18 protein-coding genes, 1 pseudogene and 1 riboswitch are annotated in these 22898 nt (G+C 46.1%); of the genes and pseudogenes, 13 read left to right on the top strand and 6 right to left on the bottom strand.

Features of this window, described 5'->3' with window-relative positions; all coding sequences use genetic code 11:
- Positions 1-111 precede the first annotated feature (111 nt).
- Entirely contained in the window at positions 112-270 is a 159-nt protein-coding gene (locus I2H74_RS03710; RefSeq protein WP_195571736.1) for a hypothetical protein, read from the top strand.
- A gap of 403 nt (positions 271-673) precedes the next feature.
- Positions 674-2557 carry an SLC13 family permease gene (locus tag I2H74_RS03705; protein WP_324253988.1) on the top strand — a complete coding sequence of 628 codons (1884 nt, stop codon included), beginning with the start codon at positions 674-676 and terminating at the stop codon, positions 2555-2557.
- A 282-nt stretch (positions 2558-2839) separates the two neighbouring features.
- Here the strand turns inward: I2H74_RS03705 and I2H74_RS03700 are convergent, their stop codons facing one another.
- Both I2H74_RS03700 and I2H74_RS03695 read right to left on the bottom strand, forming a co-directional pair.
- Positions 2840-3409: a hypothetical protein gene (locus tag I2H74_RS03700; protein ID WP_229106314.1), complete on the bottom strand. Its 570-nt coding sequence runs from the start codon at positions 3407-3409 to the stop codon at positions 2840-2842.
- Between the two features lie 14 nt (positions 3410-3423).
- On the bottom strand, positions 3424-3951 hold the full coding sequence (locus tag I2H74_RS03695; RefSeq protein ID WP_195571733.1) for a MauE/DoxX family redox-associated membrane protein: 528 nt from the start codon (positions 3949-3951) through the stop codon (positions 3424-3426).
- Between the two features lie 482 nt (positions 3952-4433).
- On the opposite strand from I2H74_RS03695, the gene I2H74_RS03690 reads away from it, so the two are divergent.
- Complete coding sequence (locus tag I2H74_RS03690; RefSeq protein ID WP_195571730.1) at positions 4434-6317, top strand: ABC transporter ATP-binding protein; 1884 nt, start codon at positions 4434-4436, stop codon at positions 6315-6317.
- A gap of 102 nt (positions 6318-6419) precedes the next feature.
- Here the strand turns inward: I2H74_RS03690 and I2H74_RS03685 are convergent, their stop codons facing one another.
- The 3 genes from I2H74_RS03685 to I2H74_RS03675 form a co-directional block, all read right to left on the bottom strand.
- Entirely contained in the window at positions 6420-6977 is a 558-nt protein-coding gene (locus tag I2H74_RS03685) for an RNA polymerase sigma factor (RefSeq protein ID WP_195571728.1), read from the bottom strand.
- A gap of 192 nt (positions 6978-7169) precedes the next feature.
- Complete coding sequence (locus I2H74_RS03680) at positions 7170-9095, bottom strand: FAD-dependent oxidoreductase (RefSeq protein WP_195571726.1); 1926 nt, start codon at positions 9093-9095, stop codon at positions 7170-7172.
- A gap of 197 nt (positions 9096-9292) precedes the next feature.
- A complete protein-coding gene (locus tag I2H74_RS03675; protein WP_195571724.1) occupies positions 9293-9718 on the bottom strand; it encodes a MarR family winged helix-turn-helix transcriptional regulator in 426 nt (141 codons plus the stop codon).
- Between the two features lie 147 nt (positions 9719-9865).
- A riboswitch (M-box (ykoK) riboswitch) is annotated at positions 9866-10042 on the top strand.
- Between the two features lie 209 nt (positions 10043-10251).
- Here I2H74_RS03675 and I2H74_RS03670 point away from each other — a divergent pair.
- A complete protein-coding gene (locus I2H74_RS03670) occupies positions 10252-10968 on the top strand; it encodes an MgtC/SapB family protein (RefSeq protein WP_195571723.1) in 717 nt (238 codons plus the stop codon).
- 148 nt (positions 10969-11116) lie between these two features.
- Here I2H74_RS03670 and I2H74_RS03665 read toward each other — a convergent pair whose 3' ends face one another.
- Complete coding sequence (locus I2H74_RS03665; protein ID WP_195571721.1) at positions 11117-12019, bottom strand: hypothetical protein; 903 nt, start codon at positions 12017-12019, stop codon at positions 11117-11119.
- A 213-nt stretch (positions 12020-12232) separates the two neighbouring features.
- Here I2H74_RS03665 and I2H74_RS03660 point away from each other — a divergent pair, with 213 nt between their 5' ends.
- The 9 genes and pseudogenes from I2H74_RS03660 to I2H74_RS03620 all read left to right on the top strand — a co-directional run bounded on the left by I2H74_RS03660 (position 12233) and on the right by I2H74_RS03620 (position 22836).
- Entirely contained in the window at positions 12233-13261 is a 1029-nt protein-coding gene (locus tag I2H74_RS03660) for an ATP-binding cassette domain-containing protein (RefSeq protein ID WP_324253987.1), read from the top strand.
- Positions 13258-14073, top strand: a complete 816-nt coding sequence (locus tag I2H74_RS03655; protein ID WP_195571719.1) for an ABC transporter permease — start codon at positions 13258-13260, stop codon at positions 14071-14073. Before I2H74_RS03660 ends, I2H74_RS03655 begins: the two co-directional genes overlap by 4 nt.
- Before the next feature lie 286 nt (positions 14074-14359).
- Positions 14360-15541 carry a PQQ-binding-like beta-propeller repeat protein gene (locus tag I2H74_RS03650; RefSeq protein WP_195571717.1) on the top strand — a complete coding sequence of 394 codons (1182 nt, stop codon included), beginning with the start codon at positions 14360-14362 and terminating at the stop codon, positions 15539-15541.
- A gap of 284 nt (positions 15542-15825) precedes the next feature.
- Positions 15826-16881 carry an LLM class flavin-dependent oxidoreductase gene (locus I2H74_RS03645; protein WP_195571715.1) on the top strand — a complete coding sequence of 352 codons (1056 nt, stop codon included), beginning with the start codon at positions 15826-15828 and terminating at the stop codon, positions 16879-16881.
- A 252-nt stretch (positions 16882-17133) separates the two neighbouring features.
- A pseudogene (locus I2H74_RS03640) lies at positions 17134-18053 on the top strand (NAD(P)-dependent alcohol dehydrogenase).
- A gap of 270 nt (positions 18054-18323) precedes the next feature.
- Entirely contained in the window at positions 18324-18869 is a 546-nt protein-coding gene (locus I2H74_RS03635; RefSeq protein ID WP_195571713.1) for a hypothetical protein, read from the top strand.
- 259 nt (positions 18870-19128) lie between these two features.
- On the top strand, positions 19129-20508 hold the full coding sequence (locus tag I2H74_RS03630) for a TraB/GumN family protein (RefSeq protein WP_195571712.1): 1380 nt from the start codon (positions 19129-19131) through the stop codon (positions 20506-20508).
- A gap of 270 nt (positions 20509-20778) precedes the next feature.
- Complete coding sequence (locus tag I2H74_RS03625) at positions 20779-21642, top strand: AraC family transcriptional regulator (RefSeq protein ID WP_195571710.1); 864 nt, start codon at positions 20779-20781, stop codon at positions 21640-21642.
- A 228-nt stretch (positions 21643-21870) separates the two neighbouring features.
- Positions 21871-22836, top strand: a complete 966-nt coding sequence (locus I2H74_RS03620; protein WP_195571709.1) for an N-acetylglucosamine kinase — start codon at positions 21871-21873, stop codon at positions 22834-22836.
- Positions 22837-22898: the final 62 nt, after the last annotated feature.

Here is a 22898-nt window from a genome sequence, read left to right as displayed (position 1 = left end):
TGGAGTTCTTGTGTTTTTAAATCCTAATTACGGGTTTCAGTAGCCTGCTAGAAGGATATGTAGCATGAGTCTTGAGCCGATTATCACATAACTGATTATGGAGGTATGGTCATGATTAATCGCAATAGAAAGAAAATTTTCACAGCCCTCGCCGCAGCTTTAGTTGTCTCTATGCTGGTTACAGGTGGAATAGTCGCTGACCAAGGTGAAACAACGTTAGAGGCAGCGAAGACAGCAGGGGATAAAAAGGTTGAAGTTATTAAAGCATGAAGCAGCTACCATTAGTATTAACGGCAAAAATTGTTGGTATATTTTCCTCAGCTCGGTTTAACCTAGCTGAGGTTTTTCCATTATACAGCTTGTCGGGATTCGTTAGGTAACAAGCCACCCAAGGAATACATTAGGGAATGCGTTATTCCCATTGACATGCTTCGTCATGCTGGAAATGATGATTAAAAGTCACTCTCTTGAGTGATTTTTTATTTTTCTATAAAAGGATTACAAAAACCAAGATGAATAGAGTAAATGGACTCTTCCTTATTGCTCCTTCCCAAGATTAATCTTGTGAGGGGGGATGGCAGTAGGTAAAATATAGGGGATATCCAGTCGTGGGATGAACTAAAGGTACTTGTGCTGTCATCAATAGATTCAGCGGAAAGTAGGGGAGCAGAGTGTGAATGGACCGATGATTTTGACATTAGCAACGCTTGGTGCAGCATCTATATTGTTTGTCTCAGGAAAAGTGCGTTCTGATCTTGTTGCGATTGGCGCGCTGCTGGCATTAATGCTGGGAGGCGTACTTACTGCGGAAGAAGCATTGTCCGGATTCTCTAACGCTGTCGTTATCATGATGATAGGCTTGTTTGTGGTTGGAGGAGGGATCTTCCATACGGGATTGGCGAAGCTTGTGAGCAGCAAGCTGCTGCAGCTCGGTGGAGCAAGTGATACACGGCTGCTTATCATGGTCATGCTCGTGACTTCCTTGATCGGGGCATTTGTTAGCAATACGGGAACAGTAGCGGTGATGATGCCGATTGTGGTCAGCTTGGCCATGAGCGCGCGAATAAATCCTGGGCAGCTCCTCATGCCGCTGGCCTTTTCCAGCAGTCTCGGAGGCATGCTTACATTAATCGGAACTGCACCAAATCTCGTCATTATGGAGACATTGGTGAGTGCCGGATACAAGAAGCTGTCCTTCTTTTCCTTCACGCCGATAGGCGTGGTGTGCATCATTACGGGAATACTTGCCATGCTGTTTCTGCGCCGCTTCCTTCCTAAGGAAGAAGAGGTTGGGAAGGATAAGCAGAGCGGGCGATCGCTGGAGGAGCTAGCTCAGAAGTATCAGCTAACTCAAAATTTGTACCGGGTTCAGGTAGCGGGCGATTCTGCAATCCGGTCCAAGACGCTGCGGGAGCTGGATATTCCTGCCCATTTCGGGCTTAGTATCATCGAGATTCGCCGCAAAATCTCGGCCAAGAATCAATTTTTCAAGACGATTAATCAAGAAATTGCTGGTCCGGATACGATGATAGAGTCGGAAGACATTGTATATGTGAATGGTTCCTTTGAACAGGTGCGGCAGTTTGCGGATCAGTACGGCCTGATCATATTGGACCATCATACAGCGGAACGTCGATCCGATGAGAAAGTAGAGGAACAGCAGGTTGGGGAGCAGTATGCGACTCGTGATGTAGGCATCGCGGAAGTCATGCTTACCCCCAATTCCTCCTTAATTGGCCGCTTCGTGAAGCACTCGGGCTTTCGAGAGAAGTATAGAATCAATATCCTCGGCATTCAGCGCAAGGAACAGTATCTGCTTCATCATTTGAAGGACGAAAAGATGCGCTTTGGCGATGCTTTGCTTGTGCAGGGGACGTGGCAGGATATTGCCTTGCTTGCAGCTGACCAGTCTGATGTTGTCGTAGTGGGTCAACCGATCGAGGAGTCAAGCAAGGTGACGATGGATCAGAAGGCGCCGATTGCAGCGGGGGGCATGCTTCTGATGGTGCTGCTGCTCGTAACCGAAATCGTGCCTGCTGTGGTTGCCGTCATGGCTGCAGCCGTGTTGATGGTTGCGTTGGGCTGTGTGCGCAATATGGAAGAAGCATATAAAACGGTCAACTGGGAGAGCATTGTGCTTATTGGCGGGATGATTCCCGTCTCGATTGCAGTTGAAAAGACGGGGGCGGCAGGGCTGCTGTCAGATGGACTGGTCAGCGCGCTCGGAAGCTATGGTCCGCTTGTGATGCTGATTGGCGTTTATTTAACGACTTCAATCATGACGATGTTCATCAGTAATACGGCAAGCACTGTGCTGCTTGCACCGATAGCACTGAGTGCAGCGATTCAGCTTGACGCGAATCCATTCCCGTTCTTATTTGCAGTGGCAGTAGGGGCGAGCATGTGCTTTGCCTCGCCATTCTCCACGCCTCCAAATGCTCTTGTGATGTCAGCGGGAAGATATCGCTTCAGTCATTATCTGAAGGTTGGCTTGCCTCTGCAAATGATCATTGGCGTGGTCATGATTGCTGTGCTGCCTTTATTGTTCCCGTTCTAATAAGCAGCATAAAGAAGACAAGATTGAAGGTCAGGCATTTAAGTGAGCAACGTTGCCCGATGAATGGGATAGCTTGCTTGATAAAGATCGGCAAACATAAGGGATGGTGGTGTTAGGGAATTGCTCCTGCATTGCCGTTCCTTCTTTTTGTGCTATAGATGCCTTCTTGAGCAAATGGGCATTAAATAAGGTGATCCCTGAGGCATACAGGAATCCCCTTTGGGTTGTGTTATCCACTGGGCCTTCTTAAGAGACGAAGAACATAATTTTTTTGCAGGAAAGCTAGCTGATCTTAACGTTAAGTTTCCCGGCTTCCTTTGCAAGCAATGATGAGACTTCATCAATTGTCTGTACATGACCTTTATTAAGGATAAGGCCTTCGTTAGACAATACATAGCAAAAAGGAAAGGTGAAGGTCCCGAAATTACCCATTTGATGCATCTCAATACGATGAATAGGGATGCGTAAATGGTGCTCATCGGTGATTTGATTGATTTCTTCTTCGGTACCGACCATTATTGCCGCTACCTGATAATCGTTAAAGGCATCGGCGATTGCATTCATATTGGGATACAGCTCGGCGCAGCTGCTGCAGCCATATACACTTAACATAAGGATGGTTCCTTGGACTTGGACAGGATGTAATTCAATGGGTTTGTTGGTTGTGTCGATGAGATGATCAACAGGGAAAATATGATGAAGAGGTAGTGAATTATTTTGCTGAGATTCCTGCTGGGGAGCGGGCGCGGGGCTTCGTTCATGCAGCTTTCGATACATGTATAAGGAGTTTATTAACAAGAAGATAATGAAACACCATTCTAGAAGTGTTGATAACTGCACATAGTTGACCACTTTATCACCTCCATTTATTCTGGTTCTGGCTTCACAAGCAAGATCCTTAGATGACCGTACAGGCCAATTATCGCTATGCTTTGAAGTATGCCGAGCGCAGCAGGATACACGGCAACCTGACTAACGGCCTTGCCGCTAAACACGAATTCCATAATTCCAGTGAACAATGCAAGTGCAATAAGGATAATGGCGCGATGAATGGTGTGGTCCCCTAACGTTTCTGGTATTAAGCTGCCAAAGCAGTTGCATGTAATTTTTCCGGGCAGCTTTTTGGAACGAGTGGACACCCATATAAAGCTAATGGAGAGCAACACAATTAGCAGAGATCCTCCCAGGTGTAGTGCAGGAATAAACATTAAGATGCCCGATAGCATCTCAAGACCAATAACGCAGGCAATCGTAAAAGCAGGATTGATGATCACGGTGTTCAGCTGTCTGATGGTTAGTGTAAATGAATGGAACGATAGAAGCTTGAGAACAGCTGTTGCAATCATCAAGGTACCAAGAAAAATGCGAATAAAATAGAAAAGATCCATCATCATTTCCTCCGTATATTACTACATTCTTTCATCCTCACTATATACAACACATTCACCTTGAAATTATCACAAAAGTAAATAATATTTTAAAATGTGATTATTTTACTTTTTATTTGTTTTAGATAATAGAGCCGCAGCAAGAGTTCTCGTGATAAAAAAAGGAGGAATTTTAGACAATGTCGACCGTTCAACCATTTGCACTGGAAAAAAAGATTTGCACTTATTATTCCAACTGTGTTACGGATTCTAGTGATTCATCTTACAAGTATTGCGATTATGCTCAATACTCATGTTGCGGATGCAGTAGTCCAATTGATGGTCCAAACAATTCGTTGATTGTTTCGGGTCGGAACCGTTTTGCAATTGGTACGCCTAGCATTCAATGCTTCCCAGGGGGAACTTGCTAATTTCAAGTTAATCAAGCATTCATATTTACGACCATCAATAAACCTATTGCGAGAACATCAGCTGGGAGCTGGTAAACGATGCGTTTACCGGCTTCTTCCCTTGTCAGCGGTTCTCCAATGCTTAGGAGACTGATTATGCAAAAGTTCCATCGGCTGCGATTTATCTCTGTCAATCTGTATCGTTTGATGAAGCTCTGTTGGGGGATTTGTCCGCGGGAAACTACTATTTTGGTGTTGATTCGTCTATTCCAAGCCTTTGTTCCCGGAGTACAACTCGTGCTGACTAAGCTTTTGGTAGACAGTGTAAGTGATGTTTTCACTTACCAACACAGCGTCAATCAAGCTTTCTTGCTTCTTGGGTTACAGTCCCTGCTACTACTCGTATTGCAGTCTATTCAGGTACTTGAACAGTATAACAATAGTAAAATGCAGTTAAAAATCGGGTTTGCTATAGAAGAACAAATTTCCGAGAAAACGGCAAACATTTCACTAAGGTATTTTGACTCGGGGAGCTTCTATGATACGTTGCAAAGAGCTTCATCGGGACAAAGCCAACGGATTATTGAACTGCTTAATGGACCCATACAAATAATACAAAGCGTGATTACAATCATGACTATCATCGGTGTATTGTTGAATTTCAGCTATCTCATGGCCATCCTGGTGGTTCTCATATCCATTCCTCCATTTTTCGTCAATCATCATATTGGAAATATGAGGCGCAACCTGCTGTTGGTTTTAATACCAATTTCAAGACGTTTAGCATATTTAATGAACTTGTTGAGAGGAAGAGAAACAGCCAAGGAAGTGCGAGTATTTCAATTACAGCATTTTTTACTGGGCAAATGGGGAGCACAATACAGCAAGCAAATGGACATTCAATTATCGTTTGAACGAAAAAAAAATTGGCTTCAAAGTTCATATGATTTTTCCAACGCAGCTGTTACGACAATTACTTTCGGGCTGCTTATATGGCTTGGTTCAAGAAATGGATACAGCATTGGTGATTATGTCGCGGTCTCACAGGCATTTATGACGGTTCATGGCGTCGCTGTAGCCGTTTCCTTGTCTGTTGCAGGAATATTTGAGAATATAAAGCTTCTATCCGATCTTTTTGATTTTCTCAACATTAAGGTCGAGGAAGAAAAAACAGAAACGGATACGCCTGCAATCCATTTTCCTTCATTGAATCAGCATGGCATAGTGGTCAAGGATTTATCGTTTGCATACGACAATGACAAGCATTTGAGGCTGAAAAATATCTCGTTCCAGATTAATCCAGGTCAGCGAGTAGCGATTGTTGGGGACAACGGCGCAGGGAAAAGCACCTTGATAAAATGTCTCATAGGCCTATATCGTAACTATGCAGGCCACATTTTTTACGAGAATACGGATTTGAAACATATGAATGCCAAGCTTGTATTCCAGCATGTAGGTGCTGTCTTTCAAGACTACTCAAAATATGATTTTTCAGTGAAAGAGAATATTGGGATCGGTGATATCGAGCGTTTGGCTGACGAGGAGGGAATCAGAGCTGCTGCTGAAAAGGGCGGTGCACATGAGTTTATTCAGAAGTTGGAACATCAATATGAGACTGAAGTAGGAAATGCGTTTGGTGGAGCAGTGAATCTATCGGGCGGACAATGGCAGAGGGTCGCAATCAGCCGCTCGTTCTTCTCCAAAGCTGATCTTCTTGTCTTTGATGAACCAGCAGCTTCCTTGGACCCGTTTGCTGAGTTGTCCTTGTATCAATCTTTGGCGAAACTCTCGGAGGGAAAAATCACAATTATGATTTCACATCGTTTGAGCAGTTGTGTGGATGCTGATCTCATTCTAGTAATGCGTAACGGAGAAGTTGTCGAACAAGGAACCCATGATGAGCTAATGGACGTAGGCGGGTACTATTCAAGCATGTTCCTCAGTCAACTAAGCGGTTATCAGAAAAAAGCTGTCGCTAAATGAGCTGCCTAGTTGGATAAAAGCCTTGGATCCTTGGGAACTCGTTACAGTTATAAGGAATAGTGGTGAATGCAAGTGAAAGCGGAGGTACTAGCGGGGGATATTTTATTTCCCATTCATATCATCTTTGATCGTTTTTCGTGCACGATACAGGCTTTGCCGCACACTTCCTTCAGAAATGCTAAGCTTCTCAGAAATATGCCGATAGGATAAATTCTCAAAACAATATAGATAAAGAATCAGCTTTAGTCTTTGTGGCAATTGAGCGATGCAGCCGATGAGTTCTGTGAACGTTGCTTCCCTTTCGATGGATTGCTCTAAGGTCTCATACAGCAAGCAATGCTGACTTTGAAACATGTCGTTGTCAATGATTGATGGAATCATCCGCTTTTGCTTTCTTAACTGATTAATCGCACAATTTTTTGCTAGCGTTTTGAGCCAGGAGCAAATTTTGTTTTTGTCTAAATGGTGGGGAGGAGATGTAAAAGCCTTTAGGAAAGCTTCTTGAACGATGTCCTGAGTGGAGTGGTGATTCTTGACGTAGGAAAATATCAATCTATAGACAAGCTCATTAAATGCTGAGAAAACCTCCTTCTGGACTGAATGCTCAAGCTTGTTAAACGACGGATCAAAAATTAATAACAATTTGTCGACATTATTCATTTTATTACCTCTTTTTCTTTAATTTACCATATGATCATAACATAAAAATGCAATTTTGGTATGCTTTTTTTTGTAAGTTTGAAGAGGGTGTCCAAGCATATCTGCGTGTTTGCAATTCCAAAGGATAGTAGACTAAACTAAGCTGAACTAAACGGCCTTAGTCTGATGGAGATCAGAACCAAGGCCGCTAGATTATGGTTTCACCTGAACCGCTGCATGTTCGCCTGCAATTCGGCCTGAGTTCCAGGCAAAGCCTGTTGCCAAGCCTTCGAACGTTGGGTAGCTTGTGATATTGCCGTAGAAGCCGGCTGCATTGTTGCCGACAACGAACAAGCCTGGAATGGGCTTGAGATTCTCATCCGTTGCTTGCAGCTTCTCGTTTACCCGCACGCCGCCTAATGTCCCCAAGTTGCTGATTTGCATTTTCACCGCATAGAAAGGTCCTTGCTTCACTTCATAGACTAGGCTTTTCTCGCTCTTGCCATACGGATCATTCTTCGTTTGAACCGCTAGATTGTATTCCTCCACATTGGAAGCGAGACGATCCGTTTCCATGTTCAAGTTTTTAGCTAATTCCTCAATCGTTTCGCCTTTTGTAATAATGCCTTGCTTTACGCCTTCTTCAGCCAGGGCAACGAAGTCGCCGGGGTCTGTGTTTGGTCCCCCTACAGCCGTATCCATGGTCAGGGCCTTGCCGTTGGTATAGGCTTTAAGCGTCTCTGTATCCATCAAAACATAGTAGATACCGCCTACAGAATAAGCCGCGTTAGCGGTTTCCGCCGTATCCCACACCAGCTCTTCATTCGCAAAGCGATTACCGGATTGGTCGATCCACATGAGCGGGGAACGGGTAATACGGTTGAACGGGCTGTTGGCCAAGCTGACATCGCCTTTTGTCGTTGCTGCAACCATGCCGCTGCCATGCAGCAGGGAGGAGGCTGTATCCCACTTCGCAGCGCCAGCGTCCCATGCCATGTTGACACCGGAACCATCTTCACCCCAGCCGCCTAGAGATGAAGTATTGTAGTATTGCTTCATCATTTCAGAGTTGCCGGCAAAACCGCCCGTTCCGAGAATAACCGCTTTTGCATGAACCGTAAGCGTGCTGCCATCTTTTTTCGTCGCTGCTATGCCGTTCACAACACCTTTGTCGTCTTGAAGCAATTTGGTAGCTGTCGTTTCAAAGCGCAGATCAAGACCTGCATCCTTTAGGTTCTTATGCACCACGTCGGTAACCGCAATTTCGGTTGGCTCATAGCTGAATAAATCGAACCAGTGGTACAGCTTCCACTTCATATCATTATCCATATGAGAGATCTGAGGCGTCTCACGATTCACGTGGAACGTCACGCCCCATTTCTCCATCCATTTGATCGTATCGCCAGATTTATACACAATGGCCTTCGTGAGGGGACCATAGTTGATGAAGTGAGAATAAGCATTCAGTTGTTGAAGCAAATCTTCTTTTTTCAGCTTTGCATACTCAGGTCCCGCTTCCTTTTGTAGGTGAGACTCAACAGCAAAGGGACCTCCTGCGAAGAACTTGCTGATCCCGCCGACATTGTTTGTTTTCTCGACCATCAGCACCTTCGCGCCTCCATCGATCGCAGCTGCTGCAGCCGCTGTGCCTGAAGCGCCTGCACCGACAACGACCACATCCACGGTAACTTCCTCATCCTCACCTTTAGCAGTTTCTCCTGCTTTCAGCTTGGAGGTGTCCACGCCAGCTTGCTTCAATGCATCTTCTGTCGCAGTAAGAATCGCACCAGAGGTTAAGCTGGCTCCTGAGATAACGTCGCAATCCAGTCGCTGGCTCTCTTTAATTCGATCCGCCATCTTTGGTGCTGCTTCACCGCCGACCTTTGGCGTTTCTCCGTCTGCATGTGCGACCAATGCTGTAATCTTACCGCTCTCATCCACTGTGACCTCGACTTTAACATCGTCGTGATAGCCTTTGGCAGAAGCGGTGTACGTGCCAGCCATGATCTTCTGGCTACCGCCTGCAGCATCAGCAGCCTTGCTGCTATTGGCTGCGTCGTCGCTGCAGCCAAACAGGGATAACACCATCGAGCCTGCTAGAAGCAGCGAGAGTACTGTCTTTATGCCTTTCCGTTTCATCTTGACTCCTCCTGGTTTCTCATGTTCGTTTTACGAATGGTTCGGAAACCGAACTAACGTTTACAAGCGTATCATAACTTCTTGAAATACAGTGTGCATTTTTTCACATTATAAATAAGCAAAATAAAAACAGCCTTTTCGCCTATTCAATGAGATGAATCTGGCGGGCTGTCTTCTTTGATGCTGCTGCATGTCATTTATCGACGGAATTTGATGAGCAGTCTCTCGAATTCCTGGATCTCGTCATCTGTGAAATGTTCCATAAAGGTTAAGCAATACTCATCGAATAAAGCGCGAATGTGAGATGCCGCTTCACGACCCTTATTTGTCAGACGAATAAACACCATCCGCTTATTCTGCTGATTCACTTCCCGCCATATATACCCGTCCTTTTCCATTCCGGTAAGCATCTCGGACATTGTTGATGAGCTTACGCCAAAGATATGGCTTGCTTCCTGCTGATGAAGTCCCTCATAGTCTGATAGAAAATGCAGTAGTCTCGCCTGTGAGGGCTTTAAATGAAATTCGGCGAGATTGGACATCTCGTCGTGATAGAACTGTTTGATTTGGTCAGAGAAAGAGATGTAGGCTCTAGGGTTAATCGAGAAGTCTTTGCGGATCATCAGGTATCCTCCTTCGAACTTGCAATTGCTTTTGGGTCATTCTATTTATTTTACCAAAGATTCCATTGAAAGAACAAATATAAAGGCTTTTACCCAAAGATTCCCTGTTGACATGTTTCGGCGAGTCAAAGTAAGCTTTCTTGTGTAATATATCCTCGTTAGGTGAGGCTCCTATACAAACATAGGCCACTGCCCAGAAATATCGAAAGATGCCCATGGGTAGAACAGGGATTGCCGGATTAAGGCTTTTCATAAGGTGGCTAAGGAAACGTGTGACGTTTACTTTACGTTGTATAGTGCTAAAACTAGACTAGGGGGATCAAGGTGATGGATAGGTGATCTTGACCCTCTGGCGATGTCAGAGGTTTTTTTGTTGCCTGAAAGGGGAGAGTACATTCGTGGACAGCAGCCCAGGTAGGAATGTGAATCTATGCCATCATTATTTATTAAGCAAAGAAATAGCGTGTTATTCGGTGAGCTCTCCAATCATTATTAAACTGAACACATGAACTTATATTCAAGGGGTGATCGTCATGATCATGATGATATTAAAATTATCACTGGCTCTGCTGTTTGGGCTGCTGATTGGGCTTGATCGGCAAATGAAGCAGAAGCAGCTTGGCATGCGTCCCAGTATGGTCATTTGTATCGCCAGCTGCTTGCTTACGATTGTCTCTATAGAAGCTTTTAACACATTCGGCGGGGAGAATCATCCGAATATGGACCCGATGCGCCTTGCTGCTCAGATTGTCAGTGGTGTCGGCTTTATTGGAGCTGGGGTTATCTTAAGAAGAAGCAATGAAGTGATATCTGGCTTGACTTCCGCAGCCCTCATCTGGTCGGCTTCAGCACTTGGAGTTGCCATTGGGGCTGGTTTTTATAAAGAAGCGACCTGCGGCATCTTGCTCTTGATTGCTGCTGTGAATCTGATTCCGAAGCTGATGAAGCTGATGGGGTGGGAGAAGCTGAATCGCTACGATGTCTCACTGAAGGTTGTGGTGGAGTCCAACTCGCGCATGACCGAATTCATCAGACACATTCAACGGAATCCCTCAGAGGAATCGAAGGGTAAAAAGGCGAATGACAAGGCAGAGTTTAAAATTCGGCATTTTAAGATCAAGGATCTTGACAGTGGCCGGCAGCGAATTGATCTTGTGCTGTCAGTACCGAACCATTACTATCTATCCGAGATCTACTATTACATCAAAGATATCGATCATGTGCTTACTGTAGAAGCCGAGCAGCTGTAAATGACCCGCCTATATGTTTTCTACACATCATGGCATAAGCAAAGCGCAGTCCCCTAACAGGCTGCGCTTTCTTCTTTTTCCATGCCCAGGGAACTGGAATCGTCAGTGTTCCAAGCAAAACGCGTCTTGATAGCCGATGCCATTCTCTTTATCTAGTAAAATACGAGGGGAACTCGCTTTTTAAGCCATAAGGATCGGTTGTTCTAAACTTGTACAAGCGCTCCTTTTTCTTTCTATCCATCTCTACTGAAGAAGGAATCCCGCCAGATTCCGTCAAATAGCCTCTTGTCCAATCTTTAGGTGAATCATAGAACAGATGGATCTCCTTACAAGCGGATTCAGGAATAAGCCCTAATTCGAATGCTTCAGTGAAAAGGGTTCGGTCGACCGTTAAGGGGGAGATGACTGCAATCTGATGGTGCTTCAAATTCTCTATACCTTCCTTGTTTCGAACGGCAACTACAAGGGTTTCGGAGAATGCTGCGCCAGCTTCACGGAGGATCGGAATCCAACGATCCACATAACTGCTGGCTGCATTAATAATATCAGCAACGTGAAGCACCCGTTGTCCGACTAAGTGAAGGTCGAGGGCATTGCCTTCATCGTCCGTGACATGATGCTGTCCTGATTTGAACAGGAAGAGATGCGGGAGATTCAAGATGGACGCCATCGGGATGGAAAAGAACCAATCTCTTCGTTCTCCGCCTGAGATGACTGCAGGAGGGCGGCTCCGATTGGCAAGGTAATGATCCAATAGCGCCTCAATGGAGCGCTGATATTCTTCATCCTGAACCACTACATCTATGATCATATCGAAGATCGTTTTTGAAGCCTGTGAAGCAGGGAGGCTGGATTCAAGAACTGTCGTGATTTGCTCAAGAAGGATACAGGAAGCTTCCTTCCCAGCAATGTTCTCTGTATTGATATAAAAAGGTCCAGGAATCCCAGAGGCGTACCAAAAGGCATCTGCACCACTGTGATTTCGAACGGCAATTCCTTCAGTTGCAATCAATCGCTCCAGCAATTGTGCAGATGCTCCAACCATCGTCATCTTTGAAGCTACCTCCTTCAATTTTTGTCCATTATACACCATATAATAGAAGATATTAACAAAAAATAGATTGGAGAAGTATGAATGCTCCTTCTAAAGACGGATCATGAAACCATTCTGCGGGTGGTTTATGGGTAACTCCAATTTATTTAGAATGTGAGGAGTTAATCAACAAGGTGTTCCCGATGGATCAGCTTGTAAGGAGGAGTAGCAGTGAATAATAAAGTCTGGGGAGCGATAAAAGGGAAAAACGAGTTGGCCGTTGAAGCTCGAGGACTCGTTAAATCCTTTGGCGACAATTATGCGGTAAATGGCGTGGATATGAGTGTCCGTGCGGGAACGATTTATGGCGTACTTGGCCCGAATGGAGCGGGCAAGACGACGACGATCCGGATGCTGGCTACGTTACTACGGCCAGATGCGGGGTCGGCACAGATCTTTGGATATGACGTGGTGAAGGAAGCTGCGATCGTGCGTCAATTGATTGGCGTAACCGGCCAGTACGCCTCGGTTGATGAATCGCTCAGTGCAACGGAGAACCTGGTCGTCTTCTCGCGACTACTCGGTCTTGGGCGTCAAGAAGCAAAGCGCAAAGCAGAGGAGCTCTTAGAGGAGTTTGGCTTGTCAGAAGCGGCGAAGCGTCCGCTCAAAAATTTCTCTGGGGGAATGCGCAGGAGATTAGACCTTGCGGCAAGTCTTATTGCACAGCCGCCGCTCATTTTCTTGGATGAGCCGACCACTGGGCTTGATCCAAGAACACGCGCGCAGATGTGGGAGACGATCCGACGATTGGTCAACACAGGCTCAACCGTTCTGCTGACGACCCAGTATCTGGACGAGGCGGATCAGCTCGCTGACCGCATCGCGGTTATTGATCGAGGGCAGGTCGTGGCTGAGGGGACAGCGGATGAATTGAAAGCTTCTGTTGGCACCTCGTCGCTGCACCTGAGAGTGAAGCTGCCGGAGGAGGTTAATTATGCGCGCCAGCTCGTGGAGAACGTGTTGAAGGTTCGATCCAATATCTCTGCGGAAGCAGGAAAGATAACGGCACCGATGGCCGATGCCGATCGGGTGACGGATCTGCTTCTTGCGCTGCGTGATGCAGGGGTTCATTTGTCGGAAATCAGTGTGCAGAAGCCAACGCTTGATGAGGTCTTCCTGACGATCACGGGTCACGGGGTTAAAGAACAACCGCCAGCAGAGGCTGAGATGTCGTCTGTCATGAAGGAGGCAAGAGCATGAAAAGCACCGTTATGAAGCAGCACAGTGAGCTGCAATTGAAAAATCACACAAGCCTTCGCCAATCGGTTCGAAATTCCTTTACAATGGCGTATCGGGGGCTGCTCAAGATCAAGCGTACGCCAGAGCAGCTGTTTGACGTCACCTTGCAGCCCATTCTCTTTACGCTGATGTTCACCTACATCTTTGGCGGCGCCATATCAGGCGATGTTCAAAGCTATCTGCCTGTCATCATACCAGGTATTCTCGTACAGACTGTCATCACGACCTCTATCGTCACCGGTGTGCAGCTGCGCGAGGATATGGACAAAGGGGTATTTGATCGCTTCAAATCGCTGCCGATCGCGCGTATTGCACCTTTAGCAGGAGCTCTGCTTGCTGACACGATCCGTTATGCAATCGCGACCATTCTTACCTTAGCAATGGGTTACCTGATGGGCTATCAGCCAGGAGCTGGCTTTGGTTATGTGGCATTGGCCGGCATTCTTGTGATCGTATGCTCATGGGCGATCAGCTGGATATTCGCCTTTTTCGGCGTGATTGCTCGTACCGCTTCAAGTGTGCAGGGCATTTCCATGATTGTGCTGTTTCCGCTCACTTTCTTATCCAACGCCTTCGTTCCAGTTGAGACGATGCCGAAGTGGCTGCAATGGTTCGTTAACATCAACCCAATCTCTCATCTGGTTACAGCCGTTCGCGACCTTGCGAATATGGGTACTGTAGGAGGAGACTTGGCTTATTCCCTAATCGGTGCAGCGGTTATTGTTGCAGTCTTTGCACCGTTGACGGTACGCGCCTATATGCGCCGGACGTAGTTTGTTTAAAAATATGCAGATAGGGGAGTGTCCTATCCGCGATGAGTGGTTCCTTGGAATGCTAGCTTATATCATTACAATATACGAAAATTAGAAGAGACAAGATCCGTTATCGATCTTGTCTCTTTTGCATGATCACAGCCTATTAGGTCACCTGTTACACGTCTCTGATCTTATTCTGCTTAGAAAGCAATACCTATTGTTTGTCCTGTTATGTTATATTGAACCTATATTCAATAGTATTATTTTGACAATCCAAATTACAGTGAAGGTTGGGTCAAGCATCATGAAAAAATTCGTTATCACCCTGCTTGCAGCTGGAATGATATTCTCTAATGCACCAGAGCTGGCTGTCGCAAAAAGCTATGGCACGCTCCCTCAGGCGGTCTGGGTTCAGAAGTCGAACGCGGAGTATGTGCCGATTCATGAAGAACTTTTTGATGTGCCTGGGAAAAATACAGTCTATATGCACATGGGTGAAGAAAAGGCTTCTGCAACAAAAGTATGGATGCCTGATATACTCCGTGCAGTAGATTCCAATACAGGCAAGGTGAAATGGACTTTCTCCTTTGCAAAGCCGGGATACGGCTGGCCAAGCACGGAGGATGCTTTTTCCTATGCGCCGGATGGTTCGGTTTATGCCTACTTTGCTTCCGAACAACTGCTGTATGCCGTTACTGCTTCCGGTAAAGAAAGCTGGAGCAAGCAGTTGAACACGGACATTCCATATACCAGCAAGTTGTATCGTTTAGCGGATGGAACCCTGCTGATTGCAGGCGAGAAATCCAGTAAAAGGGGAGCGGAATCCGTTCAGCTTATTGGCTTTGACAAGAACGGCAAGCAAAAGTTCAATAAAGTCATTTCAGGAAAGCTCGTTACGGTGACCAACTCACAGATCGTAATAGAGGTTCCGACTAAGGAAGGCCAAAGCATGAAGGTAGATGTATATAATGCCTCCCTAAAGCGTGTGTTCCAATATGCTTTTCCGAAAGGCACTTATGTGAACTTCTATACGACATTTGCCTTGTCGGATGGTACGATCATTTTCCCAACGACCTCAGGTCAGAAGAACAACAAGCTAATCGCTTTGTCTCCTAACGGAAAGGCATTGTGGGGACGCCCGGTTCCGCAGCAAAGCCTTGCATTCTCAGCAGGCAAAGGCTATTTCGTGTTCCAGTATTCTTCTAAAAAGCTCGGCTATTACGATCAGAAGGGTCTAGTGAAGGAGCGCACATTAACCAACTATACGATGGCTGAAGGAGACATCTTGCCGAAAGCTCAAGCAACGGCGGACGGGAAACTGCTGGTGGATCTGATCAGCCGACAGTACGTGCTGGATCCTAAGACGCTGGCCAGTGTTCATGAATTTGCTCCGAGCATGAAAGGGACGATTCTTGATTACAGAAACAATAGTGTGATTATATACAACTGGGATCAGAATCAGATTTCGAAGCATCTATTGAAGTAAGGACAAGCTTAATGCTGATTGAGATCAATCATCTCCATATTCATAAAGACGCCAAACGCTTGATGTTCAAGGGTTTGGCGTTTTTTTATTGAATTCTGATTCAAAGATAGGAGCGGGGGAATGTTACTTTTAATTCGAAAAGAAATGCCTTGTTTCTTGAAAATAATTGAAATTTACAATAACAACCTATGAAATAACTAAAATAAATGATAAATTAATATACTGTCTGATTTGAGCGTAATTATGAACATGAACATCAATGTAAAGAAAAGAGGAAATGGATAGTGGAACTAGGAATAAGCACGTTTGTCGAGACAACACCTGACGTCCAGACAGGGACCACGATCAGTCATGCGGAACGACTCCGTGAAGTCGTGGAGGAAATGGTTCTTGCGGATCAGGTTGGGCTGGATGTCTATGGGGTAGGCGAGCATCATCGTCATGATTATGCAGCATCCTCTCCTGCAGTTGTATTGGCTGCTGCTGCATCAAAGACGACAAGGATTCGGCTGACTAGCGCCGTGAGCATTCTGTCTTCTGCCGATCCCGTGCGAGTATTTCAAGATTTTGCAACGCTCGACGGCCTCTCCAATGGGCGCGCTGAGATTATGGTTGGCCGCGGCTCCTTTCTCGAATCGTTCCCGCTGTTTGGGTGTGATCTGAACGATTATGAGGAGCTGTTTCATGAAAAGATGGAGCTGCTGCTTCGCATTCAGCAGTCCGAGAAAGTAAGCTGGAGCGGCAAGCATCGCCCGGCGATACATGATCTAGGCATTTACCCGCGTCCTGTACAGGATCCCTTGCCTGTGTGGATTGGGAGCGCAGGGAGCCCGGAATCCGCGATTCGAGCAGGAGAGATGGGCTTGCCATTTGTACTGGCGATCATTGGAGCGGTAAAGCCGCTTGACTATGCATCCCAGGTGCAGCTGTACAAGAAAGCTGCTGCGGAAGCTGGACACGATGTATCGAAGCTTCCTATCGCTTCTCATTCCCATGGCTTTGTCGCGAAGGAGCAGCACCAGGCCATCGAGACGTTCTTCCCTTCTACATTTGCAAGAACGAATGTGAGAGCGATTGAAAAGGGCGTGCCTCCATACACGAGAGCCGATTATGATGAGGCTTGCAGCTTTGAGGGTGCGCTGTATGTTGGGGATCCCGATACAGTTGCCCAAAAGATCATTCATCTTCGCAAGCATGTAGGTGTCACTCGATTCTTTTTACATATGCCGCATGGTACGATGCCTCATGATGAGGTCATGGAGGCGATCCGCCTGTTTGGGACAGAAGTAGCTCCTCGTGTAAGAGAAGAAGTTGCGCGCTGGGAGCAAGCACAGTCTTAAGCGATTCATGTTCACTCTATTGAAAAAGTGATTCACGCAGCCTGACTTTCGGGCTGCGTTTTTTTATTCTGTGTGACCAGCCAATTGGGAAACAAGCAGGAAGGACTATTGGTTCTTTGGCGGTCATACAATGACTTAGCAAGTGATAGCGTGCGAAATGATGGTAGTTTTTGCTTTAGCTGGATGAAGGCAACATGGCATGACCAAAGCTGCGCAGCATTCCTAACTCGAAACGATAGAAGGAGGGAAGCGATGAGAGCCATCATCTGTACGGGATACGGGCCTCCAGAAGTATTAGCGCTTCAAAAAGTTGCAAGGCCTGTGCCGAAAGATCACGAATTGCTGGTGAAGGTACACGCAACAACCGTCACTACCGGTGATTGTCGTGTTCGAGGATTCAACAGTCCCTTGCTGTACTGGATTCCCATGCGAATCGCACTTGGGATAAGAAAGCCGAGGAAGCAGATCTTGGGTGTGGAATTGGCAGGAGAGGTCGAAGCTGTGGGGAAGCAGGTGACTCGATTCAAGAAGGGTGACCGGATCTTTGCTGCGCTTGGCATGCGTTTCGGTGCCCATGCTGAGTACGCTTGCGTACCCGAGAACGGGCTCGTCGCACATATGCCTTCAAATGCAAACTACGAGGAGGCTGTTGCCCTTCTTTTTGGAGGAACCACCGCTTTGTATTTTCTTCGGAAAGGCAAAATGGAAAAAGGACATCGGGTACTTATTTATGGGGCCTCCGGAGCAGTAGGAACATCGGCGGTTCAAATAGCCAAGGCTCTTGGAACGGAAGTAACGGGGGTATGCAGCGGCGCTAATCTTGAACTGGTTTGTTCACTCGGAGCGGATAAGGCCATCGATTACACGAAGGAGGATTTTACGAAGAGCGGCAAGCAGTATGATATCGTCTTTGATGCCGTTGGGAAGCTTTCGAAGTCAGCCATCAAGCAGGCATTGGTTCCAAAAGGCGCCTATCTAACCGTGGATGGTCAAGGGTCGCGAAGGAACAGGTAGAAGACATACACCTTCTTCGAGAGCTTATGGAATCGGGGAAGCTCAGGCCAGTCATCGATAGGCGCTATTCGCTTGAACAAATTCCTGAGGCTCATCGGTATGTGGAGACAGGACGCAAGAGGGGGAGTGTCATCATTATGGTGACGCAGAACGTCTAAAGTACGCCATGATGGTCTCGATGATTTCAATTTAATAGTTGAGCACACCTAGAGGTTTAACTTAATCATTTTTCTATTAATGTGAGACATACACGCTGAATAGCGTGTTTTTTATTGAGCACGATTGACGATAACGATTTTTGTTTCATACTTTAATTAAAATAAAATGGTTTTTATGTATAATCCATATTGAGACAATGTAGCAATAAATAGTAATAGAGGAAGGAATGCCTTTGGCTCTTCCATCTGGTAATTAGAGAGGAGAAATGAATGGACACTGCGGTTCTATTGATTATTGGGTGCGAGATTGCGTTTTGGGTCGTGATTGCAGCGGGGCTAATCACTCGATATATGTTGAAAAAGGATCGGTTGGGACTGTTCTTATTAGCCTTAACACCCGTCATTGATCTTGTTCTGCTCGTGGCGACTAGTGTAGATCTATACAAAGGGGCCACCGCAACGACAGCACATGCGATTGCAGCCGTCTATATTGGAATATCGATCGGCTTTGGCAAGAGCATGATCGCGTGGGCAGATGAACGATTTCGCTATTACATGACAAAGGATGGCGAGAAGCCGAAAAAGCGATATGGAATGGATTACGCGGTTCACTATTTGAAGGGCTTTTTCCGTCATATTGTTGCTTTCGTTATCGGAGCAGCTCTCTTGGCAGGGATGATCTACTATATAAACGATCCCAGCCGAACAGAAGCTTTAGGCGGCATTCTGCGAGTATGGGGAATCGCGCTCGCTATTGACCTGTTGATAACAGCTAGCTATTTTATCTGGCCAAAACAAAAGAAAAGCACAGCATAAGCTGTATGGCTGATCGCTCCTGAAGGGTGATCAGCTTTTTTGATAAGTACTCCTTCTATATGAAGCCCTATAAAGACTCGTTGAATCGTCATCTTTTCACGATCTTTTTATGAGGACAAATCTATTAATAGGTGCAAACAATATGTATATTCATACAAATTGTGCATAAATGATCAAAGATGCATACAAGGTGGTATAATCTACTATTGCAGGTAGAAGTAAGCTGCCTATACAACATAGAGTGAGAGGGGTAATTGGAGTGAGTGTCAAAAAACATTGGGGAAGACTCGGCCGTCTTGCCGCGGCGGGGATGTTAAGCTTTACGCTTCTTATCGGTAATGTATTCCCGGTCCATGCTGAAGCGCCAGCAGGAACACCAGCCATTAGTCCATGGTCCATCGAAACGTTGAACGAGGGAGAGAAGTACGGCATATATCCGCTTAACTGGTATTATGACGGAACCTTCCAAGGCGCGATTACGGCAGACAAGTACCAAGCATTGATGAAGGCGACAGGCGAGAAGCTGGGTCGTCTTGGCTTTAGCAAAAAAGAAGCGGCTTTATCATTTACAGCAGATAAGGTGATCACGAGAGAAGCTGTCATTACATCTTTACATAAGCTGCTGGCAAACTACGAGCTGCCAGAGGCATTCGGACTCCAAACGAAGTCTGCAGTTGACTATATGACGGATAAAGGCATTGTGAAAGGCACGAAAGCAGGTCTTGAGCTGGATAAGCCGATTACGGTTGAGCAAGCTGCTGTTATGGCAAGCCGAGTTGTCGCGTATGCATACGATACAGCAGGTGCTGGTGCAGAAGGTCTCATGTGGAAGGTGACACACGGAAGCAATACCTTGTATTTGCTTGGCTCCATCCATCTGGGCACTCCGGAAATGTATCCGATGCAGAAGAGCATCCATGAAGCATTTGAAGCTTCCGACGATCTATGGGTCGAAATCGATATTGTGAACGGAGACATGAGCTATCTGACGAATCAAATGGTATACAGCGATGGCTCTACCTTGAAGGAGCATGTTGCGCCAGAGACATATGCTAAGCTGGAAAAGGCACTCGAGAAGCTGGGAATTCCTGCGGATGCCTTTGATGGATTCAAGCCGTTTGCCATCACGACAAGCTTATCGACGTTAAGCTACTTTGACAAGCCTGAGGATCAAGTGATGGCGACAAATACAGGCATTGACAGCTACTTCATTACGAAGGCCATGCTTGCAGGAAAGCCAATCAAGGAACTGGAAAGCATTAAGCTTCAAGCTGACATCTTCGCAAGCGTCCCAGCTGACGAGCAGGAGAAGGAATTGAACGCTTTGCTTGACGCGGTATTGTCTGGAGATATGAGCGCGGCGAAGCAATTAAAGCAAATGCAGCTTGATTGGATCGAGGGAGACGCTGAAGGGTTGGTCAAGACCTTGACGGCAGAAGGGGACTTCACTGAAAGTGAAACGAATCAACGCCTGACTGGCGAGCGCGACAAAAATATGGCGAAGAAGCTTGCTGAACTGCTCGAGCAAGACGGAAAGCATACATCCTTTGTCGTTGTGGGCTCCGCACACTATGTGATGAAAGGCATGGTTGTAGATCTGCTTAAAGAAAAAGGGTATGACGTTCAATATATGAATTAACAAATTCAACATAATTCTAAAAACAGTTCGTATAGAGGAGCAACCTCCCGCCTATACGAGCTGTTTTTATATTGGGGGAAGGATAGATTAGGAGATAAGCGATGGAATCGTAACTTGCTGGTTCATGGCGATCACTTTGCAATCAAATAATCTTTTTACGATGCAAACCAAGGATAAGATTTCGAACTTTACACTCTGCTTATATAATAGAAGTAATCATTTAACGCTAAGCTTCAACTAGAACTTCACGTATATAAAGGAGAGCTCCCTATGGATAAGCCTCAACTCATTTCGAGAGACAATATTTTATTCGATCAGCCGTCGTTTCCGCTTGTGATCTCGTCAAGTGAAGGGGTAAATCCGGGCTTTGAGCGGCTACATTGGCATGATGCATTAGAAATTAACCATATACGGCAGGGATCGGGCTTTTATCTGATCAACGGTCATAAGCTGGAGTTCCAAGAGGGGGATCTGATTCTAATCAACAGCGATGATCTACATCGTGCTTTTGAGTCGAAGGATCTGGTCATGGATATTCTGATGTTTGATCCATCTATTCTTGCCGTGGATTTGCGGTATGCGCCTGAGCTAATGCGGCCGTTTCGTGAAATGGGAGAATTGTTCTCTAATCTTGTTAATCGTGAGCATGAGATGCACAAAGAGCTTCGGAAGCTGTTCTTGCGAATGAGAGAGGAATATGAAGAGAGAGAGACTTCATACCTATCTGTCATTCGCTCAGACCTCGTTCGATTCCTAGCTTTAATGAATCGGCATATGGTGCTTTCGAACGAGTCCAGCAACCTAATCAAGCATCGGAATATGCATGCGCTGAAGGAAGTCATTCATACAATGGAAACGAATCTGGCATATTCGTGGAGCCTTCAAGAACTGGCGGACCTGACTCATTTGAGTCCGTCCCGATTCAGCAAGCTGTTTTCGCAAGCAGTTGGGACCTCGCCGCTGAATTATTTAATCCAGCTGAGATTAACAGAAGCCATCCATCTCTTGGAAACGACTGATCAGAAAATTATAGCGATTTCCGCACAGTGTGGATTCCGGAATCTTTCTAACTTCAATCGCCTTTTTAAGCAATATGTGGGGGTATCTCCCAGTGATTATCGAATTCAGGACTAATTTCCTAATCTGCAATTTCGTTAAAAAGACAGTAAGATAGTATCAGCCATTACTCATTTTGCAGTAGTTGATCCTCCCCAAATCGGTGTATCTTTAAGTCATAAGATATCTCAGATATCGAGCTTAAAAAGATAATCAACACGAGTAGCATGATGTTCTATCGTTACATTCATTTCGAACATGAACTATCGATTCGTATCTGTAAATAGAAGGTGAGGAGCGATTTAAATGAGTATCTACTTAGGCGTAGATGCAGGCGGGAGCAAGACCCATGCGGTTATCACGGATGCCCAGGGACGCGTATTGGGCAAAGGAGTATCCGGCAATGGCAATCATCAGCTTGGCAAGGATAGGGCCGAGCGTAATATTCGTCAAGCCTGCGAGGATGCATTGAAGGAAGCGGGACTAACGCAAGAAGATATTAAGATCGCCTACTTTGGACTTGCAGGCGCTGACCGCGAGCCAGATTATGTGATTCTAAGACCGATGATCGCGTCACTAGGATTCAAGAGGCATTACATTACATGCGATACGATTATCGGCATGAGAGCCGGCACGAGTCAATTCAACGGGGCTGCCATCATTTGTGGAAACGGATTCAACAGTGCAGCCCGCAACACAAAGGGCGATGAGCTTCAGTACGGCGGCTTTGGCTTTACCTTTGGAGACGGCTTCGCCGGAGGCTCAGGTCTTTCCACTCTAGCCTTTCGCGCGGTGATTCGCGCATGGGATGAGAGAGGGCCGAAGACGATGCTGACAGATCTTGTACTGGAGCATATGCAAGGAGATTCCGTAGAAGCGATCTATGAAGATGTGCTCTATGAGAGGCGCAATGTGCCAAGTGATCTCGTAAAGACATTGTTCACCGCTGCAAGCCAAGGCGATCAAGTGGCAATTGACATTCTCGAGCGTGAAGGCGCAGAGATGGGCAATGCGGTTACAGCGCTTATTCGTCGCTTGAATATGACAGAAGAGCAGTTTGATGTTGTCTATATCGGCAGTGTATTGAATAAAGGAACGAGCCCTCACTTGACGGATGCTATTGAGCGAGTGGTGAAGAGTCAAGCACCGAATGCTTGTTGTGTTCATCTGCAGTCAGACCCTGTCGCAGGCGCGATTCTAAGCGCGCTTGATATGGACGGTGTGAAGCTTGACGCAGAGACAGAAGCGAAGCTTAAATCTTTGACGGTATAAGTTAAAGCGGTTATCTTATTTTAATTATATAGTGTTCCATTAATTTATGGATGGAGGAGATT

It is taken from the genome of Paenibacillus sp. 1001270B_150601_E10 (assembly GCF_015558675.1).
In the GTDB taxonomy this organism is placed as follows: Bacteria; Bacillota; Bacilli; order Paenibacillales; family Paenibacillaceae; genus Paenibacillus_B.
The sequence above is the reverse complement of the archived record's forward strand: the minus strand, read 5'-3'. Positions and strand labels throughout refer to the sequence as shown.